This is a genomic window from Yoonia tamlensis (assembly GCF_900115105.1).
GTDB classification, from domain to species: domain Bacteria; phylum Pseudomonadota; class Alphaproteobacteria; order Rhodobacterales; family Rhodobacteraceae; genus Yoonia; species Yoonia tamlensis.
The window spans coordinates 399767-415212 of the sequence record NZ_FOYP01000002.1; the positions used below are offsets into that span (position 1 = coordinate 399767).

The following is a 15446-nucleotide window of genomic DNA, read 5'->3' on the forward strand; positions in this document are numbered from 1 at the left end:
AGCCGTTTCTTTCACCAAATTTGCCGGGGTTTAACCCAGTGCTTTTGGGTCAATCCAGCCAATATTTCCGTCGTCGCGTCGATAGACGACGTTAATTCCATTGTGTTTCTCGTTACGGAACACCAGCACCGGGGCGCTTGCGATTTCCATTTGCATCACTGCCTCGCCAACCGAAAGCGACGGGATTTTCGTTTCCATCTCGGCCACGATCATGGCGTTAACTGTGTCTTGCGCGGCCTCGTCTGAGTCATCAATTGGTTCGAGGATATAGGACCCGGCATCGGAAAGTTCAACAGGCTGTGAACGACCCGCGTGGTGGTCCTTTAGCCGGCGTTTGTAACGCCGCAGCTGTTTGTCCATTTTTTCGCCGCTGCTATCAAAGGCGGCGTAAATTTCAGAAGCCTTTCCAGTAGCTTGGGCTGTCAATCCGGTCGAAAGATGAACAACGGATTCGCAGACGTATTCGTGCCCGGACTTGGAGAAGACGACATAGGCATCCGTTGGACGCCCGGCATATTTTGCGAGAATCTCGCCTAGCTCTGTTTTCACATGTGTTTGCAGTGCTTCGCCAATGTCGATTTGCTTACCGCTGATCTGATACCGCATCGTTTCTCCTATCTTATGGTTACAGACACGCAATACACCTCGAATCTAGAGGTGTGGTTAACGCGTATCTAGTCGGTGGAAAACGATAACACCCCAATTTCATTACGATTATTCCCTGACCCCGCCGCAGGTACCAGAAACATCATGAGAGAAGAAATCGGGTTAGTCATCTCCTACAGTTGGCGACGAATTGAGGTGCTTGTCAATATCGCAGCGATCAAACTGTTCAAAGAATCAGTCAACCCGAAAGCTGTCACCCAGATAAACACGCCGGACGTTTTCATCTGCGACTACCTCGGCTGTGGTGCCGTTCATCAACACGGTGCCGTCATGCAAAATATAGGCGCGGTCAACAATTTGCAGGGTTTCTTGCACATTGTGATCCGTGATCAGAACGCCGATCCCGCGGTTTTTTAGATCCGCAACCAAATGCCGGATTTCGCCAACAGCAATCGGGTCAACCCCTGCAAAGGGTTCGTCGAGCAGCACATATTTCGGGCCAGCAGCAAGGCAGCGCGCGATTTCAACCCGACGCCTTTCGCCACCCGAAAGCGCAAGCGCCGATGCGCGGCGCAAGTGTTCGATTGAAAATTCCGAAAGCAATTCCTCAAGCCGTTCGCGCCGCTTGTGACGGTCTTTTTGCGCAATTTCGAGAACCGACATGATATTGTCTTCAACATTCATGCCGCGGAAAATTGACATCTCTTGGGGCAGATAGCCGATGCCAAGCTGTGCCCGACGGTACATCGGAAGCAGCGTGACATCGCGCCCGTCAATGATGACCTTGCCGCCTTCGGGCGTTACCAATCCGGCAATCGCATAAAAACATGTGGTTTTCCCCGAGCCGTTCGGACCGAGCAGGGCCACGACCTCGCCCCGCCCCAGATCAATTGAAACATCGCGGATGACGGGGCGTTTGCGATAGCTCTTGCGCAGATTGGTGATTTTCAGACCCGCGTCTGCGTCAATGGTCGCGCCATCCATCAGTTGCCGCCTTGTTGCAGAACCGTGCGCACGCGCCCTTCCATCCGGGCGGATCCGGTTGTGACGTTCACGACCATATTTTGCGCGGAAATGGCGCTCGCTCCTTGGGTTAACAAAACGTCACCGGAAAGCGTCAACAAACCGGTTGTGATGTCATATTCGGCGCTTTGCGCCTCTGCGGCTTCGGCGGCGGTAACAAATGTCACGCCACCCGTTGCGTTCAACCTGATGATTTCACTGTTTTCGCTGCCATAGACAACCTCGACCATGTTGGCAGACAGGCGCAAATCGCCTTGGCCAATGATCACGTTGCCGGTGAACACGGCAGTGCCTGTTTGCTGGTCAACAGATAGGCTGTCGGCCGTGACTTCGATGGCGGCGGTTGTATCAACGGTCATCCCGCCCAGATCAATGTTGGTTTGGGCAACCGCAGCGGTGCCAAATGACAAAAGGAAGGCCGCCAGTATTGCGAGGTTTCTGATCACTTGGCTGAATTCCTATGCTATGCGTTTCAATCTTGGGGCGTGTATATCAGTTTGACGCCATTGGTGAATAGTATCTGTTGAACGGTGCCGCCATCCGCCATCTGGATTGTCACCTTACCCGCTGACAATTCACCATAGGGCGCACGGATTTCAAGGTATCCGTTTGATGTGATCACACCGGTATCGAGCACCGCAGTAATTTCATTGGTTTCCATCAAGTAGCCTGTCGAGGTCTCGAGCCGCGCAAGCCCGAGAAACCGCGCGGTTCTTTCAGGGCCGTCCAGTTCGCCGCTGGTGGTGGCAACGCGGATATTGCTGCCGTCGGGATTATCCATCTGCAGGCGCATTTCTTCGGTGATGACAACTGACGGATTGGTCGGGCTGGGGCGGGCAGCGCGTGCTGAAATGTTCAGAATGACGCCGTCGTCGGTGACCCCTGAAAAACGTGGCGCTGACAGCCGCTGTTCACGGGCAATTTCGGCGACCTCTGTCAGGTCGATTTGTGTCGGCTCACCAGGTGCGCGCGCAAACAGGAACAGGGTCGAAAGCAGGCCAACAGCACCAATCGGCAGGATAATTTTTGCGAGGCTGACGATTTGCGAGTAAACATTGTCGCGGCCACCCATCTTAGACGACACCGGCGCGCAAACAGTCGTGGATGTGCAAGATTCCAGCCAGTTTGCGCGGGGATTCAGGGTCTGCGGTAAACAGGCAGGTAATTTTGCGTTCGTTCATCAAGGCAAGCGCTTCGGCTGCTAGTGCACCGGTTGAAACGGTCTTGGGGCTTTTGGTCATGACATCACCGGCGACATGGTCAAGCAACCCGTCCATGTGCCGCCTTAAATCCCCGTCCGTCACGATCCCGACAAGCATTTGATCGACGTCAAGAACGGCAACCACGCCAAACCCCTTTTGGCTGATTGTCAGCAATGTGTCTGTCATCGGTGTTTCGACGCTAACCGTAGGCACCGTTTCGCCCACATGCATCAAATCCGCAACGCGGGCCAGCTGCGCGCCCAACTTGCCGCCCGGGTGGAATTCACGAAAGTTTTCAGGCGTGAATTTGCGATGTTCCATCAGCGCAACGGCCAATGCGTCGCCCACCGCAAGCGTCATTGTTGTGGAAGTGGTCGGAACAACGCCTGACCCGCACGCCTCTTCGACTTGCGGCAAAAGGATTTGCACATCGGATTGTTGCATCAATGTGCTTTCGGCGCGACTCGCGATGCCGATCATCGGGATGCCAAAACGGCGGGTAAAGGTCACCAGATCCGCCAATTCAGGAGTTTCGCCGGAATTCGAAAGCACCAACACAACGTCACCGTCGGTCATCATGCCTAAATCGCCGTGGCTTGCCTCTGCGGGGTGCACAAAATGTGCGGGCGTGCCTGTGCTGGCAAATGTCGCGGCGATCTTGCGTGCGATATGGCCTGATTTGCCCATGCCCGAAACAATCACGCGGCCGCGAACCGTTAGCAAAAGCGCAACCGCCTCGGCAAAACCATCGCCCAGCCCGTCGGCCAAGGCTGTCAGGCCCTTTGCCTCTTTGGCAATGACGCGGCGGCCGGTTGCAATAAATTTTTCAGCGTTTTCCATCAGTGCGCGAAAATATCTGTTTCGGCCCAACCTGCAAGGTCAAGCTGTGCGCGCGATGGCAGAAAATCAAAACATGCCTGCGCAATTTCTGTCCGGCCCTCCCGCGCAAGCCGCGCGTCAAGTGCCGATTTTAGCTGATGCAGATGCAAAACATCCGATGCGGCATAGTTTAGCTGCGCTTCGCTAAGTTCGGCACATCCCCAATCGCTTTGCTGTTGGAATTTGGAAATATCAACGCCCACCATCTCTTGCAAAAGAACCCGCAACCCGTGCCTATCGGTATAGGTACGCACGAGTTTTGACGCGATTTTGGTGCAATAGACCGGTGCAGCAAGGGTGCCAAACCTGTGAAAAAGTGCGGCGATATCAAAGCGCCCGAAGTGAAATAGCTTCAGGACCTGCGCATCCGCCAGTATAGCGGACAGGTTCGGGGCTGCGGTTTGTCCATGTGCGATTTGTACCATGTGACAGTCGCCGTCGCCATTTGACATCTGCACAAGGCAAAGCCGGTCACGCCGCGGGTTTAACCCCATCGTTTCACAGTCAATTGCAACGACACCCCCAAGGTCGCACCCATCCGGCAGGTCATTTTGGTACAGATAATTTGCCAACTGTGCGATTCCTTTCGCGAAAGTTATCAATAAGATAGAGAGTGGCGTGTGCTTTCTCAAGGTGATGCGCTGATCTGGACGACGGGCGGCGCAAGAAACAGCGGCACTTTTGCGTGGGCTTTCAGCCAGACACGGAATTCCTCGGCGGGCATGGGTTTGGCATAGCCATAGCCCTGACCAATTGCGCAGCCGCGCTCGTTAAGGTGCTGCGCCTGAATGCTTTCTTCGATGCCTTCTGCGATAACCTGTAGTCCGAGTTCTGACGCGAGCGCAAGGATCGCCCGCACAATGCTATCGGCGCGCGCTTCCGGTAGTGGCGCAACCAGCGAGCGGTCCAGTTTGATCCCGTCGAGCGGCAATTGCGTCAGCTTGGCCAAGGACGCATAACCGGTGCCAAAGTCATCAAGTTCAAGACTGATGCCACATTCGGAAAGGCCGTCAATGTTGATCGCAGCCATGTCATCGGCCCCATTAATGAGCGTCGTTTCAAGGACTTCGATTATTATCTGGTCAACTTGCAGCCCTGATCGCTGCATTTCAAGTAAAAGGCGTTCAATCAAATGCGGATCTGAAATCGTGTCCGGTGCAGCGTTTAGCGATATGCACGGGCGCCACAGGTCCTCTCGTTGCCAAAGAACGGCATGCGCCATGGCGGCACGCCAAATGCTGTGATCCATGTCAACGACAAGCCCGGCACGTTCTGCGGCCGGAATAAAGCGATCAGGCGTTAGCAATCCGCGTGTCGGATGCCGCCAACGTGCAAGCACTTCGGCGCCATGAAGCTGCCCGTCGCAAAGCCGGATCTGGGGCTGAAACCATGGTTCGATGTCGCCTTTTCGGATCGCATCTGCCAGCTCTGCTTGCAGGGTACGCATGTTTTCAACGTCATCGCGCAGTGATCTTTGGAACTGCAACGTTTTGTTTTCGCCTAGATGTTTGGCCGTTTGCACGGCGATCGACGCATCCGCGATGATGTTGATCGGGTCTTGGGTATTTGTGGTCAGAGTGAGATAGCCAATGCTGGCATAAATCGGGATGCGCCTGCTTTTTATCTCAAACGGGTCGGCAAGTGACGCGCGTATCCGTTCGATCATCACCTGCGCGGGTTCATGGCTGACAATGACAAATTCGTCACCGCCGACACGGGCAACGATATTATCGTCATCGACACAGTTTTGCAGTGCCTGACCGACGGCAATCAACAATCCGTCCCCGAAATCATGGCCAGCGGAATTGTTCACTGCCTTAAAATTATCAAGCCCGACATAAAGCACGACCAGTCCAATGCTTTTTTCGCGCCGGTTCATGCGCCGCAGGTACGTCGCGAGCTGTGTGCGGTTTGGCAGCCCTGTCAGCGGGTCTTGGTGTGCGATCTGTTCAAGTTTGCGGTTCATTGCGCGCAATTCGCCCTGCGAATCGCGCAAAGTCTTGGTTTGGTGGTGCAGTTTTCGGATGGTCGACTGCACGGCAAGATGCGTCGGAACGAAAATAAAAATTGCCTCCGCCAAGAGCGCGAAGGCCGAAACGAACAACACATTGCGTTGCCAGTCTGACAGGCGTACCGCGTCAGCACGGGCTTCGCGTTCCATAAGCGCAGCTGCGGCATGCAACCCGTTTCCCAGCCCGCGCGTTGCGTAAAGATCGTTCAATTGTCTGGTGAGCCCTGCATATTGCACGGGCGATGCCGCGCCAAGCCGCGACGCAAGACCGGCATAGGCAATCACCTGTGTATGCAAAGGGTCGGTTGGGCCAAAATAATGGGCGTTTTGTGCGTCGGTCCAAGATGTGCTTGAAACGGTCATCGCATAGGTGCGTTCAAATTGCGCAACTGCTTTTTTAATCGGGCCTGCCGATGTAATGCTGCCCGATGTCATGCGTTCAGCGATCAACAGGATTTCTTGTGCATAGGTGATCTGGGCTTGGGTGTTCTTGATACCCGTTTCCGCGATCAACTGCCGTTCAATTATGTTCCGGTTGATATAATTTGTTGCGCCAAGCAGCCCCAAGATGATCAGCAACGCAACACACGAATGCACCCAGAGCCGTTCTGGGCGGCGCAGGGTGAGTAATTTTAGCGCGCGGTAAGCGTATTTCCGTACAAATTGCATCAACCGAATCCTATTGGTTCGACATGCAAGTTGGACCGTATTGCTTAAAGTAACGTTAGGTGCCGCGCATTTCTGGAAATTAAGACTTCATTAACCACTTTCCGGACATCCTGAGTGGTGGGGATGTAGCTAGGAATAAGATCATTTTGTTGCGTAGATCCAATTGCGGCTTGCGGCTGCTGGCGCTGACCGCGGTGCTTGTGTTGCAGGGGTGCGGGGCCGTTTATGTTTCGCCCGATGTTCATGCGGGGGCTGGCGGTGTCACCGTTGTGCCGATGACGGCCGAATCCGTTCGGCTGGCCAATCAGTCGCCCTATACGCCCCGCGCCATTCCTGTGGCTTTTTCGCAAAACGTTACGCCAAATGACGCGCATGCATCGCGCGCGATCGGGGTGCTGCCGTCGGCGGGCAATGCGCCGCAACCATCGCCGATGATTACGCGGATCCCACCGCAAATTGATCCTGGCCCCTATCGTATCGGCCCTGCAGATGTGCTCCGCCTGACGACCTTGCCCGCAACAAACACCGGTACCGGGCTTGCGGTGCAGGAGGCGCAGACAACATATACAGTGCAGGATGACGGAATGGTCTCGATACCGGCGGTGGGTCGTGTTTTGGTGCAGGATTTGACGCTTGCACAGGCCGAGGCACAGCTATTCGAAAGCTTTGTAAGCGCGCGGATTGACCCGACCTTCAGCCTCGAGATGGCGGAATATCACGCCAGAACCGTTGTGGTCGGTGGCGCGGTCGCGGCCCCTATATCGGTGCCGCTTACGCCGCAGCCATTGTTTCTGGATGCGGCATTGGCACGCGCGGGTGGGGTTGCGGCGGCTGATCTGACGGATGCTTCGATCCGGATTTACCGCGATTCCACGTTATATCAGGTGCCGCTGTCGGCATATCTGGCAACGCCCCAATTTCAAAAAATCCGGCTTTTGGGCGGGGATAGTGTCTATGTTGATACCGGCGTTTCGCTGGATCAGGCGCAGGCATTTTTTGCGCGGCAAATCACATTGGCGCAAACGCGACATCAGGCGCAAGCGCAGGCGCTGGGCGTTTTGAACGCTGAACTGGACCAAAGGCGCGCGACATTGTCGACGCAGCGTACAAATTTTCAGGACCAGTTGGCGCTTGATGCGGTGGCGCGTGATTATGTTTATCTGGCGGGCGAGGTCAGCGCCCCGGGCCGTTTTACATTGCCGTTCGGGCGCGATGCCACGCTCGCAGATGCGCTGTTTTCCGAAGGCGGATTTTCCAGCCAAACCGGCAATCCGGCGCAGATCTATGTCTTGCGGGCGGGCGATGGGGGCGCCGTGACGGCGTGGCAGCTGGACGCGCGTAATGTGGGGAATCTCGTGTTGGCGACGCAGATAAATATGCGCCCAAACGACATCATCTTTATCGCCGAACAACCGGTTACCCGCTGGCACAGGGTGGTGCAGCAAATCGTGCCGTCGCTTATTACCAGTGGCGCGGGGCTGGCTGCGAACTAAAGCGCATCCATCAGTTGTTTGTGGCGGGCGGTGAATTCATCGCGAACTTCCATCGGGGGGCGCAGGCGGATGGTAAGTTTTTCTGTCAGGGCAGGGTCTTGTTTGCCAAAGAACTTATCTGCCTCGGCCTTTGTAAATCCGGCGATCTGCACTGCCTCAAGCCATGCGGACAGTTTATCCGCGCGCTTGATTTGGCGCTTAACGGTCACCGGAATCTGTGCAGGCAGGCCGAAACGCAGATGAATTGCGGCAGTCAGCCGGTCATCCAGCGCGCCGTAATCGCGGCCAACGGCGGCCTTAACAGGGCTGATCATATCGCCGATCACGTATTCGGGCGCATCATGCAGCAGGGCGGCCAATTGCCATTTGACGGGTGCACTTGGCTGTTGCTGCGCAAAAATATCGGTAACAAGCAGCGAATGTTCGGCAACAGAATAGGCAAAGTCGCCGCGCGTCTGGCCGTTCCAGCGGGCCACGAATGCCAAACCATGCGCGATATCGGCGATTTCAATGTCGACAGGTGTCGGATCCAGCAGGTCAAGCCTGCGCCCTGATAACATCCGTTGCCATGCGCGTGGTTGCTTCATAATGATTCTGCCTTAATCCGATATTGAGGGAACTGGATAATACGCGGCTTTGGATTGTGGCAAGCCGCATCCGGTGGTATTGGCGCGCAACCCTTCTAGGAGAATGAATGATGTCGCAAGATTACGTTGTAAAGAATATCGACCTCGCTGCGTTTGGGCGCAAGGAACTGGACATTGCCGAAACCGAAATGCCGGGGCTGATGGCGCTGCGCGCGGAATATGGTGAAAGCAAGCCACTGGCCGGATCGCGGATTGTCGGGTCGCTGCATATGACGATCCAGACGGCGGTATTGATCGAAACGCTTGTTGCGCTGGGTGCCGATGTGCGCTGGGCGTCTTGCAATATCTTTTCGACCCAAGACCATGCTGCGGCTGCGATTGCGGCGGGTGGCACACCGGTATTTGCGATCAAGGGGCAGACGTTGACTGAACACTGGGATTATCTTGACCGGTCGTTCCAGTTCCCCGAAGGCGCGAACATGATCTTGGACGATGGCGGCGATGCAACGCTTTATGTTTTGCTTGGCGCACGTGCCGAGGCAGGCGAAGATGTGCTTTCGGTCCCGACTTCCGAGGAAGAAGAAGTGATCAAGGCCCAGATTGCAAAACGGATGAAGCAGTCGCCAGGCTGGTTCACAAAAACGCGCGACGCGATCAAGGGCGTCTCTGAAGAAACAACAACGGGCGTTCACCGTCTGTATGATCTGCACAAGAAGGGCCAGTTGCCGTTCCCTGCGATCAACGTGAACGATTCTGTGACCAAGTCGAAGTTCGACAATAAATACGGCTGCAAGGAATCGCTGGTCGACGGTATCCGTCGCGCAACCGATACGATGCTGGCAGGCAAGGTCGCGGTTGTTTGTGGCTATGGTGACGTGGGCAAAGGCTCTGCTGCGTCGCTGTCGGGCGCGGGTGCCCGCGTAAAAGTTACCGAGGTCGACCCGATTTGTGCGCTTCAGGCCGCGATGGACGGGTACGAGGTCGTCGTGCTGGAAGATGTTGTGGCAAGCGCCGATGTGTTCATCACCACCACAGGCAACAAAGACGTGATCCGCATCGAGCATATGCGCGAAATGAAGGATATGGCGATCGTCGGGAACATCGGCCACTTTGATAATGAAATTCAGGTCGCCGCGCTGAAAAACCACAAATGGACCAATATCAAAGAACAGGTCGACATGATCGAAATGCCGTCAGGCAGCCGGTTGATTCTGTTGTCCGAAGGGCGTTTGTTGAACCTTGGCAACGCGACAGGCCACCCGTCATTCGTGATGTCTGCATCCTTTACAAATCAGGTTCTGGCGCAGATCGAAATCTGGACCAAAGGCGAAGAATACGCGCCAGGTGTATTTATTCTGCCTAAACATCTGGATGAAAAAGTCGCGCGTTTGCACCTTGACCGGATCGGCGTAAAGCTGACCCAGTTGAAAAAGGAACAGGCGGATTACATCGGCGTCACCGTCGAAGGCCCCTACAAGCCCGAACATTACCGCTACTAAGCGATCATGCGGCACAGCATTCGTCAGGCGAAGGTAAAAGCCGATGAAACCGACAAAAAACGCGCCCGCCCCCGATTGCGTGGGGTGGGCGCGTTTGTCTTTGCGCTTATGATTTTGGCGGGCGGGGTGGGGCTGTTCACGCATCCTGCAACGCCTTTGGCACCGGCATGGAATCCCTTGCAGCCGTTGCGCATTGATGACCCGCTGACGCCATTGACCGGTTGGAAATTGTCGCGCGCGGCCAATGACCCGGCGCAATGTCTTGCGGCATTGGATGGTCATGCCGCAGCGCGCGCGATGCCAGATTTTACCGTTTCTGATCAATGCCATATCCAAACCCGTGTAGATTTGTCGCGCGTCGGCCGCGCACAGCTGACACCGGTTGAAACCCGCTGTGCGATTGCATTGCGCTTGGCCATGTGGGAACGCCACAGCGTGCAGCCCGCCGCACAGCAGCACTTGGGCAGCGCAGTGGATGTCATTAACCATATTGGCAGCTATAATTGCCGCGCAATGCGCACCGCCGATGGCACCAGCACCAGCATGAGCACCCATGCCACCGCCGCCGCGATTGATATCAGCGGATTTGCACTGGCAAATGGCACAAAAATTACCCTGATCGATGATTGGCAGGGGGATACGGCAAATGCGCGGTTCTTGCGGGCCTTGCGTGACGGGGCCTGCCAGTTCTTTCGGCTGACGCTTTCGCCCGACTATAACGCGCTGCACGCAGATCATTTTCACCTGCAATCACGCGGCTGGGGCCTGTGCCGTTAGCGGCGAAACATTGCCATATGTCGGAATTTTTCTTTACGGATTGTCGTTCAGCCCGTTAACGTGCAGCCAACGCGGCAGAATTGCGCGGCGTCGACAAATTGAATAATTCAACTCTGGGGACAATTTAATGGGTAAAAGAGACGACCTTATCGCGAAATATGCGGATGATCTGAAAAATAAATGCGGCATCACACCTGACATGGATCTGCTGACTAAAGTCACAATCGGTTGTGGCCCGGCGATTTATAACGCGGATGCGTCAACAGTCGCAGCCAGCCAGCCTGACGAAATTGCGACCGTTAAGAACAATTTCCTGATCAAGAAACTGGGCCTGAAAGACAGCGCCGATCTGGATGCAGCGATTGATTCTGTTTTGAACACCTATGGCCAGTCCGAGCGCAACAAATACCGCGCCGTGGTTTATTACATGCTGACAAAACATTTCAGCAAAGAAGCCATCTACGGCTAAGCTATTGTTATATTATGTTAAAACGCCCGCCTGCCAGCGGGCGTTTTGCGTTTGAATAAAATACGAAACGCAATTCAATTGCCAGACATCGGGCAATCAAGCTAAATACTCCGCAGGATCAGGAGGTCCGGACCTAGATATTCATATGCGTGTGGTGGCTTGGGAACACGCGGGGTGAAAAGGGGGTTCGGATTCTATCCGCGCCCCCTTTTTCAAAACAACGTCAACACCAGACCGATGATCGCCGCCGACGCAGTTGCATAGCCGCCGTCGATCACGGCCAATTTCCATGGCCGGTCGGAATAACCGGTATTGATGAAAATCCACGGGGTAATAAAGAAAATCCCGATACCAAATCCGGCCTGTAACCCTTTGCCGGCTGTATCGATTCCCGACAGGGCAAACACATGCCGCATCATGCCTGCGACCAGCAAAATGCAGATGAATGACACAATATAGGGCGTTGGGCTGGCGCCGTTTGCCGGTTTGCCGTCATCCCCCACCTTGATGCCTGCGGCGGCCATCCACGGTTTTGCCAGCGCCATGTAATAGGCCGCGCCAAATGCAAATGCCGCGATTGTTGCGACGATAATTGAAAGAATTGCCATCTTTATGCTCCCCGTTTGGGGTGATTATGCGGCGGTTTGCCGCAGTGCGCTAGGGATTTGTGTGCCCAAGCGCGCAGACTATGGCCCATTCTTCATCCGTAACAGGCTGCACCGAAAGCCGCGATGATTTCACCAGCGCCATATCCTGCAACCGCGGGTCGGATTTGATTTGCGCCAATGTCACAGGGGTCGTGAACGGGCGGACCGCCTTGATATCCACGCAGTCCCAGCGCGCATCATCGGTGGTGCTGTCTTGGTGGGTCTCGGCGCAGACTTCGACAATGCCGACAATCTCAAGCCCGCTGCGTGAATGATAGAAAAACCCGCGGTCGCCCATTTTCATCGCCCGCATATTGTTGCGGGCTTGGTAATTGCGCACGCCGTGCCATTCTTCGCCTGCATCGCCTTTGGCGGTCTGTTGATCCCAGCCCCAGACATCCGGTTCGGATTTGAACAACCAAAAGGCCATCAGCCGATGACCTTTTTCCATGCCTGAATACGCACGTCGCTGAACAATCCGGCCTTGGCATAGGGGTCGTTTGCGGCCCAATCCTGTGCTGCGGCCAGATCGGCGACCTCTAGCACGATCAGCGATCCGCACATTTGCTCTGCGGTATCAAGGAACGGTCCGGCCATCTCGACCACGCCGGTTTCGGCGATATAGGCCAGATGCGCGTCGCGGTTATCCAGTCGTACCTGCAGCGCGCCGGCTTTGTCTGTCGTCATGATTGCAAAACGCATTTATTCTTCCTTCAATGGGCGCGATAGCAGCGCATTCAGCGCACGCATCACGTCGGTTTTATTTTCGGTCAGGTCCGCGACCACAGTGCAGATCGGCATATCAATGTCCAGATCATGCGCAAGCTGGCGCACCGCGCGCGCGGTTGCGGCCCCTTCGACGGTGGTGGAGCTGTCAAAGCTTTCCCCGCGCCCGAGCGCAAGCCCGTAGCGGAAATTGCGCGATTGTTCGGATGTGCAGGTAAGCACCAGATCGCCAAAGCCCGAAAGCCCCGACAATGTATCGGCTTGCCCGCCCAATTTGGTCGCCAGCCGCTGCATTTCGGGAAAACCCCGTGTGATCAGCGCCGCGCGCGCGCTTTCGCCAAGGCCCGCGCCAATCGCCACGCCCGACGCAATCGCCATGACGTTTTTCAACGCTCCGCCCAGTTCAGCGCCAATTGTATCCACTGTGCGGTAAAGCCGCAGCGATGTCGTCGAAAGCGCGGTTTGCAAGATCGCCCCTTGGGCGTCGTCAGCGCAGGCAAGGGTTAACGCGGTGGGCAGCCCGCGAGCGATATCGGCGGCAAAACTTGGCCCCGTCAGCATCGCCGCAGTCGCGTCAGGCACCAAATCACGGATCGTGCTGGCAGGGCCTGTCATGCGGGTCAGGTCGATGCCTTTGCAGCAGGCCACCAGATATTTACCCCCAAGCTGTGCGGCATGGGTTTTCAAGAAATCCGGCAGGGTCTGCGCAGGGATCGCTAAAAGCAGCGTGTCGCAGGCAAAAACAGTGCCTAACGTTGCGCAAAAGGTGATATTTTGTGGCAGGGCCACACCCGGCAGTTTGGCGTTCATGCGGGTGGTTTGCATCATTTCCACCGCTGTCGCATCGCGCGCCCAAAGCGCAATTTCATTGCCATCAAGCGCCAGCGCTACCCCAAGTGCAGTGCCAAACGCGCCGCCGCCGATGATCCCGATTTTCATGCCTTCGCCCCTTTTTTTCCTGATCCGAGCATAGGAGCCGCACGTTGGTCAAGCGGCCATCGCGGACGCGCCGAAAGCGTCAGATCATCGCGGTGGCCCGCCTGCATCATTTCGATCCCCGCATAGGCGATCATCGCCGCGTTGTCAGTGCACAGCGCGAGCGGCGGCGCGACAAAATCAGTGTCTAATTCAGTGCAAAGCTGCATTAATCCGTCACGGATTGCCCCGTTTGCCGCAACCCCGCCTGCAATGGCAAAGCTGCGTCGCGCAGGGTTCAACGCCAGATAGATCTGCATCGCGCGGCGGGTTTTTTCGATCAACACATCGGTAACGGCGGCCTGAAATCCGGCGCAAAGATCGGATTGGTCCTGCGCGGTCAGCCCGCCTTTTTCCGCGACGACACCGTCGCGCGCGCGCAAGATTGCGGTTTTCAGACCGGAAAACGACATATCACAGCCGGCTTGGTTCAACAGCGGGCGCGGCAGCGTGAACCGCTTTGGCTTGCCCGATTGCGCGGCTGTTTCGACAGACGGACCACCTGGTTGTGGTAATCCCAAGATGCGGGCGGTTTTGTCGAATGCTTCACCCGGGGCGTCATCAATGGTGCCGCCAATCCGCTGATAGGTGTCATGAGATTCAACAATAAGAAACTGGCAATGCCCGCCGGACACAAGCAGCATCAAAAAGGGATAGGCTACCTGATCTGTCAGCCGTGGAGTCAACGCATGGCCGGCAAGGTGGTTAACGCCAATCAAAGGCAGTCCGGTCGCGGCAGATATCCCCTTGGCGCACATCACGCCGGACAGCACCCCGCCGATCAGTCCAGGGCCTGCGGTCACGGCGATTCCGTCCAGTTCGGCCAGTGTTAGACCCGATTCCTGCAATGCTTGTTCAACGCAGCGGTCAAGCTTTTCGGCATGGGCGCGTGCCGCGATTTCAGGCACGACTCCGCCAAAATCCGCATGCAACGCGGTTTGCCCGTAGACCACAGAGGCCAGTACATCCGTGCCGCGCACCACGGCGGCAGCGGTATCGTCACAGCTGCTTTCGATTCCAAGAAGGGTCAGGGTCATGTCAGGCTCTTTGCTTGCGTGTCTTAGGCAGGTAACATTGCGTGACTTTCCAAACAATGGTGCGTTGATGACCCCGAGTGTGATCGTGACAAGACCTGCGCCGATGGGTGCGCAATTTGCCGGTCAATTGCGTGCGCGCTTTGGGGCGCGGGTGTCGGTGATTGTGTCGCCGCTTTTGCAAATCGAACATCTACCCGTTGTTGATGATTTTACGGGTCTGGAGGGAGCTGTCTTTACGTCGGCGCAATCTGTGGGCGCGGTGCAGCTGCCAGTTGGGATGCAAGCATGGTGTGTCGGGGCGAAAACTGCGGCGCGTGCGCAGGCGGCGGGTTTTCACGTGGCTAGCGTGGCGGATGATGCGCGCGCATTGGTGCGCCAGATTACGCAGGCCGCTCCACGCGGCCGGTTGGCGCATTTTCGCGGAAGGCACGTGCATGAAAACGTCGCCGGACAGTTGCGTGCAGCCCGTATCAATTGCACAGAAGTCATCGCATACGAGCAGCACGCCCTTGGTTTGACCGAAAATGCAAAAACGTCGCTAAACGGGACCGCGCCTGTTGTACTGCCTCTGTTTTCAGCGCGCACTGCCACTATATTGCAAGAACAGGGGCCATTTCATGCGCCTTTACATATCGTGGTAATGAGTAAGCAGATAGAACAGGTTGTGAATGGGCTGAATGCGCAATCGGTGCGAATCGCTGCGCGACCGGATGGGGACGCAATGACGCAGGCAACGGTTTCGGGTTTGGACAGCTTGTTGAAATGTAATACCGATGGTTGAGGGTGCGCAGCCGTAAGAGTAGTGTAATTGAGCAGAAGCGCAAATTGCGCAGGTGTTCGTAAGAA

General features: G+C 56.0%; 18 protein-coding genes. 5 read left to right on the forward strand and 13 right to left on the reverse strand.

All coding sequences use genetic code 11. The features are described from left to right. Window positions 1-30 precede the first annotated feature (30 nt). From hpf to BM320_RS13830, 7 genes are all read right to left on the reverse strand, one after another. A complete protein-coding gene (gene hpf / locus BM320_RS13800) occupies window positions 31-606 on the reverse strand; it encodes a ribosome hibernation-promoting factor, HPF/YfiA family (RefSeq protein WP_090201237.1) in 576 nt (191 codons plus the stop codon). Window positions 607-840: 234 nt separating this feature from the next. Continuing rightward, window positions 841-1590 (reverse strand): LPS export ABC transporter ATP-binding protein, encoded by a 750-nt coding sequence (gene lptB, locus BM320_RS13805; RefSeq protein WP_090201239.1) that lies wholly within the window; start codon window positions 1588-1590, stop codon window positions 841-843. Beyond that, the gene (lptA, locus tag BM320_RS13810; protein WP_242651060.1) at window positions 1590-2075 is read right to left on the reverse strand and encodes a lipopolysaccharide transport periplasmic protein LptA; all 486 of its coding nucleotides are present in this window, start codon (window positions 2073-2075) and stop codon (window positions 1590-1592) included. Before lptA ends, lptB begins: the two co-directional genes overlap by 1 nt. 26 nt (window positions 2076-2101) lie before the next feature. Beyond that, window positions 2102-2701, reverse strand: coding sequence for a hypothetical protein (locus BM320_RS13815; RefSeq protein WP_090201240.1), 600 nt, complete (start codon window positions 2699-2701; stop codon window positions 2102-2104). Between the two features lies 1 nt (window position 2702). After that, window positions 2703-3671, reverse strand: coding sequence for a KpsF/GutQ family sugar-phosphate isomerase (locus BM320_RS13820; protein WP_090201242.1), 969 nt, complete (start codon window positions 3669-3671; stop codon window positions 2703-2705). Beyond that, the gene (locus BM320_RS13825) at window positions 3671-4282 is read right to left on the reverse strand and encodes a ribonuclease D (protein ID WP_090201243.1); all 612 of its coding nucleotides are present in this window, start codon (window positions 4280-4282) and stop codon (window positions 3671-3673) included. The genes BM320_RS13820 and BM320_RS13825 overlap by 1 nt, the downstream gene beginning before the upstream one ends. A gap of 56 nt (window positions 4283-4338) precedes the next feature. Next, on the reverse strand, window positions 4339-6390 hold the full coding sequence (locus BM320_RS13830; RefSeq protein ID WP_090201245.1) for a putative bifunctional diguanylate cyclase/phosphodiesterase: 2052 nt from the start codon (window positions 6388-6390) through the stop codon (window positions 4339-4341). Between the two features lie 149 nt (window positions 6391-6539). Here BM320_RS13830 and BM320_RS13835 point away from each other — a divergent pair, with 149 nt between their 5' ends. Then, on the forward strand, window positions 6540-7883 hold the full coding sequence (locus BM320_RS13835) for a polysaccharide biosynthesis/export family protein (RefSeq protein WP_242651061.1): 1344 nt from the start codon (window positions 6540-6542) through the stop codon (window positions 7881-7883). On the opposite strand, the gene BM320_RS13840 is transcribed toward BM320_RS13835, so the two are convergent. Further along, entirely contained in the window at window positions 7880-8470 is a 591-nt protein-coding gene (locus BM320_RS13840) for an HD domain-containing protein (RefSeq protein WP_165615062.1), read from the reverse strand. The genes BM320_RS13835 and BM320_RS13840 overlap by 4 nt on opposite strands. Window positions 8471-8580: 110 nt before the next feature. Between BM320_RS13840 and ahcY the strand changes: the two genes are divergently transcribed. From ahcY to BM320_RS13855, 3 genes are all read left to right on the forward strand, one after another. Further along, complete coding sequence (gene ahcY, locus BM320_RS13845) at window positions 8581-9969, forward strand: adenosylhomocysteinase (protein WP_090201574.1); 1389 nt, start codon at window positions 8581-8583, stop codon at window positions 9967-9969. Window positions 9970-9975: 6 nt separating this feature from the next. Further along, complete coding sequence (locus tag BM320_RS13850) at window positions 9976-10746, forward strand: extensin-like domain-containing protein (protein ID WP_090201248.1); 771 nt, start codon at window positions 9976-9978, stop codon at window positions 10744-10746. Between the two features lie 127 nt (window positions 10747-10873). Further along, window positions 10874-11215 (forward strand): DUF2853 family protein, encoded by a 342-nt coding sequence (locus BM320_RS13855; RefSeq protein ID WP_090201250.1) that lies wholly within the window; start codon window positions 10874-10876, stop codon window positions 11213-11215. Between the two features lie 212 nt (window positions 11216-11427). Here BM320_RS13855 and BM320_RS13860 read toward each other — a convergent pair whose 3' ends face one another. The 5 genes from BM320_RS13860 to tsaD are packed head-to-tail and all read right to left on the reverse strand — an operon-like array spanning window position 11428 to window position 14600. Beyond that, the gene (locus BM320_RS13860; RefSeq protein ID WP_090201252.1) at window positions 11428-11823 is read right to left on the reverse strand and encodes a DUF1761 domain-containing protein; all 396 of its coding nucleotides are present in this window, start codon (window positions 11821-11823) and stop codon (window positions 11428-11430) included. A gap of 49 nt (window positions 11824-11872) precedes the next feature. Beyond that, window positions 11873-12292 (reverse strand): EVE domain-containing protein, encoded by a 420-nt coding sequence (locus BM320_RS13865; RefSeq protein ID WP_090201254.1) that lies wholly within the window; start codon window positions 12290-12292, stop codon window positions 11873-11875. Continuing rightward, window positions 12292-12564, reverse strand: a complete 273-nt coding sequence (locus BM320_RS13870; protein WP_090201256.1) for a YciI family protein — start codon at window positions 12562-12564, stop codon at window positions 12292-12294. Before BM320_RS13870 ends, BM320_RS13865 begins: the two co-directional genes overlap by 1 nt. Next, entirely contained in the window at window positions 12565-13527 is a 963-nt protein-coding gene (locus BM320_RS13875) for an NAD(P)H-dependent glycerol-3-phosphate dehydrogenase (protein WP_090201258.1), read from the reverse strand. Continuing rightward, a complete protein-coding gene (tsaD, locus tag BM320_RS13880; RefSeq protein ID WP_090201260.1) occupies window positions 13524-14600 on the reverse strand; it encodes a tRNA (adenosine(37)-N6)-threonylcarbamoyltransferase complex transferase subunit TsaD in 1077 nt (358 codons plus the stop codon). Before tsaD ends, BM320_RS13875 begins: the two co-directional genes overlap by 4 nt. A gap of 67 nt (window positions 14601-14667) precedes the next feature. Here tsaD and BM320_RS13885 point away from each other — a divergent pair, with 67 nt between their 5' ends. Beyond that, window positions 14668-15381: a uroporphyrinogen-III synthase gene (locus BM320_RS13885; RefSeq protein ID WP_207496927.1), complete on the forward strand. Its 714-nt coding sequence runs from the start codon at window positions 14668-14670 to the stop codon at window positions 15379-15381. The last annotated feature ends 65 nt before the right edge of the window (window positions 15382-15446 follow it).

What these genes read in the sequence shown, in the direction of transcription:
- hpf (WP_090201237.1), bottom strand. Translation starts at nt 606, where the DNA reads ATGCGGTATCAGATCAGCGGTAAGCAAATCGACATTGGCGAAGCACTG.
- lptB (WP_090201239.1), bottom strand. Translation starts at nt 1,590, where the DNA reads ATGGATGGCGCGACCATTGACGCAGACGCGGGTCTGAAAATCACCAAT.
- BM320_RS13815 (WP_090201240.1), bottom strand. Translation starts at nt 2,701, where the DNA reads ATGGGTGGCCGCGACAATGTTTACTCGCAAATCGTCAGCCTCGCAAAA.
- BM320_RS13820 (WP_090201242.1), bottom strand. Translation starts at nt 3,671, where the DNA reads ATGGAAAACGCTGAAAAATTTATTGCAACCGGCCGCCGCGTCATTGCC.
- BM320_RS13830 (WP_090201245.1), bottom strand. Translation starts at nt 6,390, where the DNA reads ATGCAATTTGTACGGAAATACGCTTACCGCGCGCTAAAATTACTCACC.
- BM320_RS13840 (WP_165615062.1), bottom strand. Translation starts at nt 8,470, where the DNA reads ATGAAGCAACCACGCGCATGGCAACGGATGTTATCAGGGCGCAGGCTT.
- ahcY (WP_090201574.1), top strand. Translation starts at nt 8,581, where the DNA reads ATGTCGCAAGATTACGTTGTAAAGAATATCGACCTCGCTGCGTTTGGG.
- BM320_RS13850 (WP_090201248.1), top strand. Translation starts at nt 9,976, where the DNA reads ATGCGGCACAGCATTCGTCAGGCGAAGGTAAAAGCCGATGAAACCGAC.
- BM320_RS13855 (WP_090201250.1), top strand. Translation starts at nt 10,874, where the DNA reads ATGGGTAAAAGAGACGACCTTATCGCGAAATATGCGGATGATCTGAAA.
- BM320_RS13860 (WP_090201252.1), bottom strand. Translation starts at nt 11,823, where the DNA reads ATGGCAATTCTTTCAATTATCGTCGCAACAATCGCGGCATTTGCATTT.
- BM320_RS13865 (WP_090201254.1), bottom strand. Translation starts at nt 12,292, where the DNA reads ATGGCCTTTTGGTTGTTCAAATCCGAACCGGATGTCTGGGGCTGGGAT.
- BM320_RS13870 (WP_090201256.1), bottom strand. Translation starts at nt 12,564, where the DNA reads ATGCGTTTTGCAATCATGACGACAGACAAAGCCGGCGCGCTGCAGGTA.
- BM320_RS13875 (WP_090201258.1), bottom strand. Translation starts at nt 13,527, where the DNA reads ATGAAAATCGGGATCATCGGCGGCGGCGCGTTTGGCACTGCACTTGGG.
- tsaD (WP_090201260.1), bottom strand. Translation starts at nt 14,600, where the DNA reads ATGACCCTGACCCTTCTTGGAATCGAAAGCAGCTGTGACGATACCGCT.
- BM320_RS13885 (WP_207496927.1), top strand. Translation starts at nt 14,668, where the DNA reads ATGACCCCGAGTGTGATCGTGACAAGACCTGCGCCGATGGGTGCGCAA.